The sequence below is a fragment of the Chryseobacterium sp. IHB B 17019 genome (assembly GCF_001456155.1).
Lineage (GTDB): Bacteria > Bacteroidota > Bacteroidia > Flavobacteriales > Weeksellaceae > Chryseobacterium.
Genome location: NZ_CP013293.1, coordinates 359258 through 371916 on the forward strand (window position 1 = coordinate 359258; position 12659 = coordinate 371916).

Annotated in this window: 10 protein-coding genes; 3 read left to right on the plus strand and 7 right to left on the minus strand. The window is 33.0% G+C overall.

The genetic code is table 11. From position 1 onward, the window contains the following. The first annotated feature begins 1 nt into the window (after position 1). The 3 genes from ATE47_RS19135 (at position 2) to ATE47_RS01715 (ending at position 5845) form a co-directional block, all read left to right on the plus strand. Positions 2–4795, plus strand: coding sequence for a translocation/assembly module TamB domain-containing protein (locus ATE47_RS19135; protein ID WP_062160336.1), 4794 nt, complete (start codon positions 2–4; stop codon positions 4793–4795). Between the two features lie 134 nt (positions 4796–4929). After that, a complete protein-coding gene (locus tag ATE47_RS01710) occupies positions 4930–5400 on the plus strand; it encodes an Lrp/AsnC family transcriptional regulator (protein WP_034682046.1) in 471 nt (156 codons plus the stop codon). 67 nt (positions 5401–5467) lie between these two features. Next, entirely contained in the window at positions 5468–5845 is a 378-nt protein-coding gene (locus ATE47_RS01715; RefSeq protein WP_062160337.1) for a hypothetical protein, read from the plus strand. Between the two features lie 44 nt (positions 5846–5889). Here the strand turns inward: ATE47_RS01715 and gwsS are convergent, their stop codons facing one another. The 7 genes from gwsS to ATE47_RS01755 form a co-directional block, all read right to left on the minus strand. Next, a complete protein-coding gene (gene gwsS / locus ATE47_RS01720; protein ID WP_062160338.1) occupies positions 5890–6990 on the minus strand; it encodes a grasp-with-spasm system SPASM domain peptide maturase in 1101 nt (366 codons plus the stop codon). Between the two features lie 180 nt (positions 6991–7170). Continuing rightward, positions 7171–8064, minus strand: coding sequence for a grasp-with-spasm system ATP-grasp peptide maturase (gene gwsG, locus ATE47_RS01730; protein WP_062160340.1), 894 nt, complete (start codon positions 8062–8064; stop codon positions 7171–7173). Beyond that, positions 8064–8993 carry a hypothetical protein gene (locus ATE47_RS01735; RefSeq protein ID WP_062160341.1) on the minus strand — a complete coding sequence of 310 codons (930 nt, stop codon included), beginning with the start codon at positions 8991–8993 and terminating at the stop codon, positions 8064–8066. Before ATE47_RS01735 ends, gwsG begins: the two co-directional genes overlap by 1 nt. A gap of 107 nt (positions 8994–9100) precedes the next feature. Beyond that, entirely contained in the window at positions 9101–9325 is a 225-nt protein-coding gene (locus ATE47_RS01740; RefSeq protein ID WP_062160342.1) for a hypothetical protein, read from the minus strand. A 290-nt stretch (positions 9326–9615) separates the two neighbouring features. After that, positions 9616–10563, minus strand: a complete 948-nt coding sequence (locus ATE47_RS01745; protein WP_062160343.1) for a transketolase family protein — start codon at positions 10561–10563, stop codon at positions 9616–9618. 10 nt (positions 10564–10573) lie between these two features. After that, on the minus strand, positions 10574–11740 hold the full coding sequence (locus ATE47_RS01750) for a hypothetical protein (RefSeq protein WP_062160344.1): 1167 nt from the start codon (positions 11738–11740) through the stop codon (positions 10574–10576). 28 nt (positions 11741–11768) lie between these two features. Further along, positions 11769–12620, minus strand: a complete 852-nt coding sequence (locus ATE47_RS01755) for a transketolase (RefSeq protein WP_062160345.1) — start codon at positions 12618–12620, stop codon at positions 11769–11771. Positions 12621–12659 lie beyond the last annotated feature (39 nt).

Genomic DNA, 12659 nt, shown 5'->3' on the forward strand with positions numbered 1-12659 from the left:
AATGGCAAAGTTAGAGAATAATAACGAGAATGAGAACAAAAAATCAGTAGCTGAAAACTTAGGGGATCAGGTACAAAAGACTGTTGAGAATGTTGAAGGTGCTGTAAAAGAAACAGTTAAGGAAGCGTCTGAATTAGCATCAGATGCGATTCATCATCCCGTAGAAACAGCTGAAGAGTTCGGAAAACAGGCTGTAAAAGACGTTACAAGCTATTCCTGGTGGGCAAGGTTGTTATTGATTCTGTTTTGGCTTAGTTTGGGACTGGTAGTTGCGGTTTTCATTATTATAAATCTTCCGGTGACCAAAAGATGGGCTGCTAATCAGGCGTTACAAATTGTAAATAGAGATTTTAAGGCGCAAATGTCTACAGAAAGTGTTGAGGTGAATTTCTTCGGTAACGTAAAAATCAAAGGCTTAAAAATTAAAGATTATAAAGGCCTGGATTTCATCACTTCGAAGGAATTTATTGCCAATTCCGACTGGTTTTCTCTGGCTACCAATATCGGGAAAAATAATTCCCTGAGCTTTAATTCTCTTACGCTTAAAAATGCCGACGTAAAAGTCATCACCTATAAAGGCGACAGTATTTCAAATTTTATCCGTTTTACGCAATTGTTTGACAGCGGAAAAAAGAAGGATCCGAGCAAACCACCTTTTCAGCTTAATTCAAGGTTACAAATTCTCGATTCTAAAGTGTCTATCGTTAATCAAAATTCTCCCGGAGAAGCCGGAAAATGGCTCACTGCAACGAATTTTAATTTAAAAGCTCCGAACGTAAAAGTAAACGGAGGCAATATTTCAGCCTTAATCAACAATATGTCTTTCGTTACAAAAAGATGGGGGAAATCTCATTTTGTAGACACTTTTTCTACGGAATTATCGATGACGGAGGACTATCTTTCATTGAAAGACCTTACATTAAATACAGACCACACACTTTTACAGGGAAATATTAAATTTAACTTAAATAAAGGTTCGTGGGCAGATTTTGCAGATCGTGTTCGTTGGGATATGAATCTCCAGCAGGGAAGCCAGTTGAGTGGTTATGACATCAGTTATTTTGTAACAAATTGGGACAATTTTAAGCCTTTCAATGTTTCCGGGAAAATGACCGGTCCTTTAAATAAATTCTATCTTGAAAATTTCCTGATCCGGAATCCTGATGTGAATATTGCCACCAAGACCATGAAGGTTAATAATTTGCTTAAAGGTAATTTTTTAATCGAAACCAATAATCTTTCAACGGATTTTACATATAAAGATTTGAAAGCGATGATGCCTTCATTTATTTCTAAAAAAATGAAAAACTTCGCTGATGATTTTGGAAGGTTAAAATACAATGGTGCAGCAAAGGTAAACCCTGATCAGGTGTATGTTTCCAGTGGAAATCTAATGACGGGAATAGGGCAGGCAAAAATTACAAAATTTTCACTTACAGGTTACAGCACTGCAATGCCGAAATATTCCGGAATTGCCGAGGTGAAAGACCTTAATACTTCGGTGATTACTAAAAATAAATCGGTTGGTTTGATTTCTGGAAGATTTGATGTCAACGGGCAAAGTTTTGATGTCAATACGATGAGACTTACGACAAAATCCCAGATTTCAAGCATCGAAATCATGAATAAAGAGATCAATAATCTTTATCTGGACGGATTATTGGATCATAAAAAATATAATGGTTTAATTACTGTTAATGACGAACAGGCCAAAGCTACTATAAAAGGGTTAATTGATTTCAGCACCTCAAGAATTTCTATGAATGTGGATGCTGATGTTAATTATTTAAACATGAATTATTTTACCAATAAACCTGGAAACCAGATTGTAAGCGGAAAGGTAAACGGTAAAATGGCCATGTCTTCGATTAATGACCTTACTTTAGATGTTGAGGCTAATAATATTAATTTCGCAACAGCTACACAAAAATATTCAATACCGAATGCTAAGCTTAAAACTTTTATTGAAAATGGCGGACGTGTCATTGATGTAGATGCTCCGGGTGCCGCAAACGGTAAAATATCCGGCAGATATAATCTTGGTGACTTAGCGGGAATGGTAGAAAACGGGTTAAATAAAATTTTAGTTGGTCCTCCTCCGAGAAAATTATACCGAGGTCAGAATTTTACAATGAACTTCGATGTTCAGCAAGGTTTGGTTAGTTATTTTCTGCCCGATCTTAAAATTCCTCAGGGCGCAAAAGTGGAAGGTCAATATGATGGTAATTCAAATAATTTAATTCTGAATGTTGATGCTGCTTCCCTAAAATATATCATGACCAAAGAACAGGAAATCACAGAGGCTGATAAAGCTTTGGCGGCTGCCAATCCTGAGTACAAAATCAATGAAAGAGATAAAATCACCAGGGACAGCGCAATGGTTGACAGTGTTATGGTGAGAATCAATACAGCCAATTTAGATGAGCAGATTTTTGCAAGAATAAGCCGTGTAGAATACAACAAAAATATCCTTAAAGATGTTACTTTAAGCGGAAGAAACGAAAACAATACAATTCTTCATTTAGCAACAAAATTCAAGCACGGAAGCCCGGAAGATGAATTGGCAGATCAATTGAAAGAATATGCTATCAATGTAAACCAGTCCACAAATACAGCAGGAGATTTTGTATTCAGATTTGAGCCTACGGAAGTGAAGTTTAATGAAGTGACCTGGGCCATTGATACAAGTCCGGAGCTCAATCATTCTATTACCTATCGCAAAAAAGAAGGTGATTTTGATGTCAGGAATCTGAGGATTTATTCTGATAACAGTGCTTTATTTATAAAAGAGGGACAATTCAAATCTGCTAAAGATTTTTATGTGGATGCTGAAGTTGACAATTTTGCGATTGAGAAGCTTCTGGAGATGCAATCCGGAGGAAATTCAATGGATATTAAAGGTCTTGCCAACGGAAGTGTAAAGATCAGGATGGATAAAAGTACACTTCAGCCTTTAGTGGATATGACCATTGATGATATCATGATGAATGGAAATGATATGGGAGATATCACCATTTCTGCAACAAATGGTTTTTCACTGAATGTGTATGATGTAGATATTAAAGTAAATTCTGCGGGTGTTATCGGAAACAACAGCCTTCATGTGACCGGAACAGTTAATAATAACAATGCTTCGCCAACTATTGATCTTACGGCGGAAATGCGGGATTTTGATGTAGCTTTTGCCCAACAGTTTGTAAAGACAATTTTCGGAAATCTTCGTGGAAAAGCCACGGGAGACCTTAAGGTGACAGGAAAGTTCAGTGATCTGGATTATAGTGGAGATATTGCACTGAAAGATTTTGGTTTAAAACTTTTATTTACAGGTGTTGATTATTCATTCGGTGATACGGTGATTCCTTTAACGAAGGGCTTGGCGATTCTTAACAATATTGAGGTTCATGACGGAAGAACAAATTCTAAAGGAAATATTTCGGGTGCAATTCAGTTTGAGACCATTTCTTCAATGGGGGTCAACCTCGTAATGAGAGCTGATAATTTATTAATGTTGAATACCACTCAGAAGGATTATGACCTTTTCTGGGGAAGGATTTATGGGCAAGGCGATCTTTATGTCGATGGTCCGGTTTCAGGGTTAAGCATTACAACTCCCAATATGAAAGCATTGAGTGGTAGTACATTTACTTTCAATTCGGGGTCTACTTCCAATGTGGAAGAATTTAAAATGTTGAGGTTCTTAAAAGAAGGAAAAGACGGATTGGTAACCCTTGAAGAAAAGAAAAAAACCGGAGCAAACATGAATATTGACTTCTCGCTGGATGTAGATAAAGGAACTACGGTGAATGTCTTGATCGGTGATGATGTCGGAAATATTATGGTAAAAGGAGCTGCAGAGAAATTACGCTTCCAGATGAGCAGACAGGGAAATATTGCGATGAACGGTACCTATAAAGTAGATAATGGAACGTTTGTTTCTAAAGCTATTTTAAATAAAACATTCCAGATTGAAAAAGGAAGCAGCATCCGTTGGGATGGTGATGCGATGAAGCCGGCTCTTGATATCACGGCGAACTATGTGAGAATGGTTTCCAATGCCGGGGAATATTTGAATATGGGAAGTATACAGCCGATCAGTATTTTACTTCAGGCCAATATTACACAGTCTCTTATTGATCCTAAAGTGGATCTGAATGTGACGGCACTGGATGTTTCCAGCCAGGTAAGGGAAACGTTGGCGGCAAAAATGAGTCAGGATGGGGAAAAGGTTCTCCAGTTTGGTTCGGTTCTGTTGTTGAGCAGCTTTAATGTTTCAAATACGGGTGGAGTAGATGTGGACGTTGCAGGAGTAGCACAATCTTCCGGTTATAATATGCTTTTAAAGCAATTGGGGTCTGTTCTCAACACGATGAGTAATGAGTTCCAGATTGACCTTAATTATGTAAAAGGAGACCAGTATTCCAATACGGGAGACCGTGCGAATGCAGGGGTAAGTTTTGCCCTTTCACCGAGGATTAAAGTAAAAACAGGACTTGGGATTCCTTTATCTAAAACTGAAAATACGGAGGCCAATTATCTGTCAGGAGAAGGTACTATTGAATATGATATCTCTAAAAAGAACGACGGCAGCTTGATTTTAAGAGGATATTCCAAACCATCCAACATCGGAATGGTAAATGGAGCCGGATCAAACGGAACTGCTAATCAAGCCTATGGTGGAGGTATCGTTTGGAGTAAGAGCTTTAATTCTTTATTCAAAAAAGGTAAAAAAGATAAAAAAGTTCAAGATCCTAAAAGGGAAATAAAAACAGATTCTACAAAATCAGGACCTAAATAATTGTAAAAGTTTAATGATTTTTATCATCCGTGTTAATTATTGTTAATGTTTGATATAATTTTCATGGTTAAATTATTTTTCATAAATTTGCAAAAAATACATAGATTTTTTAAAAAAATTGTAATTTAACTAATATGAATTATCAACTGGACGAAATAGACAAGAAGATTCTTGATTTCTTAGTAGAAAACACAAGAATGCCTTTTACTGAAATTGCAAAACAGATGGATGTGTCTGCAGGTACAATTCACGTAAGAGTGAAAAAGATGGAAGATGCGGGTATTATTTTGGGATCATCTCTTAATATCGACTACGGAAAGCTAGACTATCATTTTACAGCTTTTATCGGAATTTTATTAACAAAATCTAACAGAACTCAGGAAGTTTTGAAAGAGTTGTCAACTATTCCTAATGTAATCGAAGCTAGTGTAATTTCCGGAAAATATAATATTTTCTGTAAAGTACGCGCTAAGAATACTGACGATGCAAAGAGAATTATCTATCAAATAGACGATATTCAAGATGTAATGAGAACGGAAAGTATGATTTCTATGGAAGAATACCTAAGTGACAAAAACAGATTGATCAACGCTATTTCTATATAATCAAATTTTAAACGAATTATATAAAAGAACTTATGAAATTTCTCGTAAGTTCTTTATTTTTGTACCTATGGAAGAATACAGCTATTTTGATGAAGATCCGAAGAAAGGATGGGGATTTATCCTGGCTTTTGCAGCCTTACTGTTATTTACGATAATGGGATTCGGTATTGATCTGGACGAATACCTTCAACATGAATATCTTAATATTCCGAGATGGTATTTCTTTGTCATTTTCGCAATTGACGCTTTAATGGTAATCAGTCTCATTCTGATGTTTTTTTACAAAAAAATAGGGATTTTCACTTTTCCGGCATTATTGGTTCTGCATTTTTTTATGCATAATTACTATCTGTCTACTTTCCTGTACACGGATGTTACAAATCTTTTCTTATTTACTGGTTTTGGGATGTTGGCGATTATTCCGAAATGGAAGTTTTTTAAGTAAATTTTTTATTTTATAAAATAAAAATTCTCAAAATTCTGAGGGTCTTATTTTTTGATTAAATTTTCCATTCCGTAATGCTGAATTGCTTTTTGTTTTAAAGGATTTGTACTCCATTCTTCCCATTCTCCTGTGTAAGGATCGTAACCACATTTAAGAGGTTTTGATGTATCAAGACCTTCTTTGTTTGTGTGAGATTGTTCTGTATAAGCTCGACAGTCTGTACATACATGACGAAATTCACAATCTTTGCAAATTTCAATTTCATTTTTAGTTAGGTTCCAATACTTTTTAAAGGCCTCATGATTAATAGCTTCCTCTAAAGCTATGTCTTTAGTATTTCCAAAACTTTGAGACATTGCGGGACAGTTTTTAATGTTTCCATTTATATCTATTCCTAATTTTTTATGAAGACATGAGTTATGGTTAACCGCTTCCAGATATTTATTCAAATTAACATTAAAATAATCAGCGGATACTCCACCACAAAATTTAAAATTAGTGATACTTTTTGTTAAGAAAACTACATCCATTAAAATGTTATTATTCCATAAAATAACTTTTTCAAAGGGTGATTGGAAGATTGTAAGTCTTGTTAATTTATTAAATTCTTTACTTAGCTTTTCAAGAAAAAGATTATTAATAAAATTGTCAAATAGATTTATTATTTCAATATTTTCTACAATTGATTCTTCAAAAAAAGAATTTAGAAGTAAATAATCATTCATTTCTAAATTTTCATAAAACACTAAACAAACATTTCTACAAAGTAAAAGGTTAAGGGAGTTTATATATTCTTTTAACCGAAAAATTTCGTCTTTTTTGATTTCAATTACTATGTTTGTAATATGAGAAGGAGTTTTAAAACTTTCATTTAACGCTGAAAATCTTTTTATATCCTCATTATCACAATAAAAGCCTAAATCTTTTCTTTCTAAAAAGTCTATATATTCCTTAATCGTTTCTTTATTCTCATCACCATATTCTGCATATATTGTATTAATGGGAATATTTGAATTTAACTCGACAATCACTTCTGCCATAGAATTAGGAATGAATTCAGAAGTACCTCGTTGTAGATCGCTTATCAAAGAACGTGTAAATCCTCTAGTAACAGTACAATTCGAGAAAATTTTAAAATATTTCATAGTCTAACTATATCTTTGTAAAATCGTTCAACTATGCAGTATTTACTGTTAAAAAAGTTAGAATTGAATATCTTGTTTATTGTAATATTATTATCATCTACTACCAATTTTGTGGCTTTTAAATCTTTAAAATAGTAGGGTAGCTTATTTCTGTTTTCTTTAAAAAATTGTTCAAAAGATTCAGTCTTTTTTTCCATTTGTGAAATAGTTTATAATTTCTTTTTCTATGTAATAATTGCAAGGATTTGATATCATTCCGAATTGACCAACAGGATTAATCTCTAAAAAATAATAATTATTTTTGAGATTAACAATCAAATCGATAGCTCCCGATTTCAAATTAAAATTTTTCATCAATAAATCTAATTTGTTTTCAATCTCAACGGGGAGTTTAAATGGGACTGTCCTATTTGGGAAATTATGGTTGTAATTTCTATAGTCTAAGGAGGTTTGGGATGCTTTTTGAGAAAAAATAGCCATTGAAAAAAATAATCCATTTAGATAAAATACTCTAATCTCATATTTTTTCTCAATTTTTTCTTGAAATAAGGTTGGAGAAAAACTATATGTACTTTCTGTTTCTTTGTACTCTTGGGTTAATGTACTTAAAATAGAATTATCATAACTATCATATATTGCAGCTTGTTCATTAATTGTTTTATAAATTTTAAAGCCTTCTTTGATTTGCTTAGTGCTAGTAAGTAGCATGAAATTTGGAATCAGTAATCCTATATTTTTTGCTTCTTCTAAAACTATTAATTTATTTAGTTCAACATCAAAAAATAAATTCAAATGCTTTTTTTTACTTAGCCTAAATTCAATATACTGAGCTATTTTTTTATTATACTCATATAAATACTTTTCCAGTTCATTACTATAAAATACATCAGTCTTTTTAGTAAGCAAACTACCTTTTCTGTACCAATATGCAGTAAATTCATCTACATTTATATCATAAATATCTATTTCTTCGTCTAAATTATATCTGACAAAATCTATACTGAAATATTGTAGCCATTTTATGACTTTATTTGTTGTATAATCATTTGATGTTGATAGGATTAAAACTTTCATTACTTTTGATACATTTCTCTTAATACCTGTTCAAAGTTTTTTGTGCTTTCCTCATCAACAAAATTTTGGAATCTAAAAATTGGATAATAAAAAGAAAATTCTGCAAAATTTTTATTTTTATAAGCAGTTTTAGTTACTTTAAAAAAATGAACGAAATCGGTCCTATATTCTTGAGGTAGAAAATCTTCTTTCAAGAAATATAATTTGTTTTGATACTCTAATATTGGCATTAAGTTATAATCAATGCTGTTATAATAGAATACTCTTTCTAATTGATTATTTTTTACTTTTTCATTAAAAAAGCCGTTCTGTTTATGAGATTGATAGCTATGTCTATATAGCACTGCATATTTTGGTCTAAAAGAATAAATGGTATCATTTTCAATATTTACTCCCGTAATTTCTTCATTAAAATATCCATATGCTTTCTCTAAAGCAAATAGTTTCTTATCTATTTTTTCTGTTAAGCTGAAGGCATCAATTGTTGGATTTTCTTTCAATTTAATAAAGAGTTGTTGATCAGTATTGGTAAGAGAATCTAAACTTTTTACTAAGTCTTTATTTACTTTATTTTCAATCTTTAATTCATTAAGTTTTCTCCAGTAATTTGTTTTCCTAAAATCCTTAAATTTTGTTTGGTTAAAAAATGAAACATCAACACCTTTTGAAATAAATAATTTTGCCCAATTATAAAGCTCATCCCAATTTTTTAATTTATTACTACAAATGATTGCATTGTAAATATCCCTGCTAAAAACATAATTTTGATTTTTCAAATCATTATAATTAAGTAAAGCCCTATCATATTGTTTTTCAATAATTGCTTCCTCTGCATTATTACTTATATTGCTATACGTTTGGATGTTTTGGGCTTTTACATAAGTCAAAAAAAATAAGTATATAACGCTGATTATAATTTTTTTATTCATCTTAATTCTTGATTTTCAGCATTGGCTGAGGTCTGGAAATGTATTACTAAAAAGTAAAAACACAATCAAATTCGTCTTGATTGCGTTTTTTGCTTTTTATAAAATAGTTAGTATATACAAGTTACGGGCTTAATAGAGGTTTTTCCACCTTGGAATACATAGATTCCATTATCTACTGTGTCAGATTGCCAGGAAAATGTATAAGCAGTACAAGTGGTCCAATTATATTGTGTGCTGAATCCTCCTCCTGTACATTCTTCTCCTCCTGCTTTAATTTGACCTAAAGCTGCTGTATTAAGAGATTTTTCTCTAAGTTTTTCTAATTTTTTCATACATTGATTTTTATCACTATTAATGTCGCCAAAACTAATAATATATTTGTTAGAATAGTACTTTTTAATAAATTTTAACTTTTTTGATTCTATAAATTTTAATAACTTAATTAGATTATTGTATTAATTATTTTAATATTTAGTTAAAAATAATTATATATTTAACATAATTGTTGTTTTATTTTTAATTGTAAATATTTATTTGATTTAATTTTTTTGTACTATATTTTATTTCATTATACAAAAAAAGCATCCAAAACTGGATGCTTTTCATTTATATCTAAAAGAAATTATTTCTCTAAAATCCTCTTCACCGCTTCTTTCACAGCAGTAGAATCAATCTTATATTTCTTCATCAATTCAGCCGGTGTTGCAGATTCCCCAAAAGTATCGTTTACCGCAACGAATTCCTGTCTTGTAGGTCTTCTTCTTGCCAACATTCCCGCAACAGATTCTCCCAAACCACCAAGGTAGTTGTGCTCTTCAGCTGTTACGATTTTCCCTGTTTTTTCAACTGATTTTAAGATGATTTCCTCGTCCAAAGGCTTAATCGTGTGGATATTGATTACCTCACAAGAAATACCTTCTTTTTCAAGCTCATCGGCAGCTACAAGAGATTCCCAAACAAGGTGACCTGTTGCAACAATCGTTACATCAGTTCCTTCCTGAAGCATAATTCCTTTTCCGATTTCGAAAGGCATATCTTCCGGAATGAAAACCGGAACAGTTGGTCTCCCGAATCTTAAATATACAGGGCCTTTATGGTCAGCAATAGCGATCGTAGCCGCTTTTGTCTGGTTGTAGTCGCAAGGGTTGATTACCGTCATTCCCGGAAGCATTTTCATCATACCGATGTCTTCCAAAACCTGGTGGGTTGCACCGTCTTCCCCCAAAGTAAGACCTGCGTGAGAAGCACAGATTTTTACATTTTTATCTGAATAGGCGATAGACTGACGGATCTGGTCATACACTCTCGAAGTAGAAAAGTTCGCGAAAGTTCCCGTAAAAGGAATTTTCCCTGTGATGCTAAGACCTGCAGCAAGTCCCATCATATTGGCTTCAGCGATACCTACCTGGAAGAATCTTTCAGGAGCTTTTTCAATGAATTTTTCCATTTTCAAAGATCCGATAAGGTCTGCACATAGGGCTACAACATTAGGATTTTTATCAGCAAGCTCAGCTAATCCGGCTCCGAATCCTGAACGTGTATCCTTTTTTTCTGTATATGTATATTTCATTTTTATTTTTTTAATCTAGATTTTTTAAATAAGTATTTAATTTCTTTTTATCAGATGGATCAAGTTTATCCTGAATTTCGCTGAGGTACAAAACTTCACGTCTTATTTCGTCTAAAGTGATTTTAATTCCCACAGTATGGTTGGTTGTCTGCGTAAGATACATATCACAAACCTGTCCTACATAATTTTTCAAATGACCTTTCAGTTCTTTATTATTAAAAGCAGGAATGTCTTTTTCTAAATTTTTGCAGTGTTTCGGAAGTCCTTTCCAAAGAGTTTCGTTCGGGAGATTAGCAATTGCCAGGCTTCCGTCTTCAGAGTTATTCTTTTTATATTCAGAAACATAATCCGGAATATAATAAACTTCTTCGCCATAAGGTGCTATAGAAGGAGGATAAGTGGCATCTGCCACAACCGCAGCAGAATCAGAAGGCGCATAAACAGAATCCATTTTAGCATATTCTTCTTCCTCTTTTTTATAAGCGATTGCGATAGAATCATGTTTTCTTTGCTGTTCAACCATAGCTTTTTTATGATCGAAATACACAAATTCTTTAGAATCTTTCATTGAAGTAGCTACAAAATAATCTTTGTCATATGATTTTTCCGGGCCGCCTTTTAGAATAAAACCTTTTAAGTCTGAATTTTTAAAGATTGTTTTCCTGTCAAAAAATTTTATTAAACCCTTCAAAACAGGAAGGTTATTATACCCTGATTTTTCATCAATACAAACTTTAAAAGCTTCTTTATCCTTTCTTTCATCATCTTTTAATTTAAAATTAATTAAATAATGAGAACAAGGAACTCCTAAAATTGTTTCTTTGGTGCCCAGTTTTTTACTTTCAAGAACATATTCCTCTTTCGCATCGTTGTATCCATAATTACCAACTCCAAACATAGACGCAAATAAAGCGTTGGATCCGTCAAGACGATTATTCATTTCCAGACCTACCGCAGACGTTCCCAATGCATCCGTAAAAAAGTACATCGGAAAACTTTTAATATTCACTTTAGTTAAAAATTCGCCTGTATTGCTGGCAAAAGTTTTCAGAAAAACATCAGTTTTATTTTTATCAATTATTTTATAATTAATTTCTTTTTCGAAAGAAATTTTCTTTTCCTGAGAAATTCCCAGTATAAAATTGAATAATAAACAGATGAGCAAAAACTTTTTCATGGTCAACTTGATTTTTGATAAAAAGATATTAGTAATCAGAAGGAGCTTCTAAATATAATTGTTTGAAAGCCGTATCCAATTGCTCGTCGTTAGGAGCTTTTCCATGCCAAGAGTGAGTTCCCATCATGTAATCTACCCCGAATCCCATTTCTGTATGAAGGATGATAACAACAGGTTTTCCTTTTCCGGTTTCCGTTTTTGCTTTCTCCAAAATAGCGATTACAGCTTCAAGATCATTACCGTTTTTCTCATTCAAAACAGTCCATCCGAACGCCTCCAATTTTGCATGAAGATTTCCTAAGCTCAATACATCATCCGTATCACCATCAATCTGACGACCGTTATAGTCGATTGTAGAAATGATATTATCAACCTTTTTTGCAGCAGCATACATTAATGCTTCCCAAACCTGTCCTTCCTGCAATTCACCGTCTCCGTGAAGAGTGTAAACAAGAGAGTTATCTCCATCTAATTTTTTACCTTCAGCTACACCAAGCGCTACAGAAAGCCCTTGTCCAAGAGAACCAGAAGCAATTCTTACTCCCGGAAGACCCTCGTGAGTCGTTGGGTGACCCTGCAATCTTGAATCTAATTTTCTGAAAGTTCTCAGTTCATCCACCGGAAAAAAGCCAAATCTAGCTAAAGTAGAATAGAATACCGGAGAAATGTGTCCGTTTGAAAGATAGAAATGATCTTCATTTTTACCTTCCATTGTGAAAGGAAGATTATAGTTCATTACCTTTCCGTAAAGTGCTGTGAAGTATTCGGTGCAACCTAAACTTCCTCCCGGGTGACCGGAATTTACAGCATGAACCATTCTTAAAATGTCTCTTCTGATTTGCGTAGTAAGAGATTTTAACTCTTCGATGCTTTTACTCATTATATAAGATTTATTTGCACGCGAATTTACAATTTTTTA

Coding starts and splice junctions, on each gene's coding strand:
- ATE47_RS01715 (WP_062160337.1), top strand. CDS start 5,468: ATGGAAGAATACAGCTATTTTGATGAAGATCCGAAGAAAGGATGGGGA.
- gwsG (WP_062160340.1), bottom strand. CDS start 8,064: ATGAAAGTTTTAATCCTATCAACATCAAATGATTATACAACAAATAAA.
- ATE47_RS01710 (WP_034682046.1), top strand. CDS start 4,930: ATGAATTATCAACTGGACGAAATAGACAAGAAGATTCTTGATTTCTTA.
- ATE47_RS01745 (WP_062160343.1), bottom strand. CDS start 10,563: ATGAAATATACATATACAGAAAAAAAGGATACACGTTCAGGATTCGGA.
- ATE47_RS19135 (WP_062160336.1), top strand. CDS start 2: ATGGCAAAGTTAGAGAATAATAACGAGAATGAGAACAAAAAATCAGTA.
- ATE47_RS01740 (WP_062160342.1), bottom strand. CDS start 9,325: ATGAAAAAATTAGAAAAACTTAGAGAAAAATCTCTTAATACAGCAGCT.
- ATE47_RS01735 (WP_062160341.1), bottom strand. CDS start 8,993: ATGAATAAAAAAATTATAATCAGCGTTATATACTTATTTTTTTTGACT.
- gwsS (WP_062160338.1), bottom strand. CDS start 6,990: ATGAAATATTTTAAAATTTTCTCGAATTGTACTGTTACTAGAGGATTT.
- ATE47_RS01750 (WP_062160344.1), bottom strand. CDS start 11,740: ATGAAAAAGTTTTTGCTCATCTGTTTATTATTCAATTTTATACTGGGA.
- ATE47_RS01755 (WP_062160345.1), bottom strand. CDS start 12,620: ATGAGTAAAAGCATCGAAGAGTTAAAATCTCTTACTACGCAAATCAGA.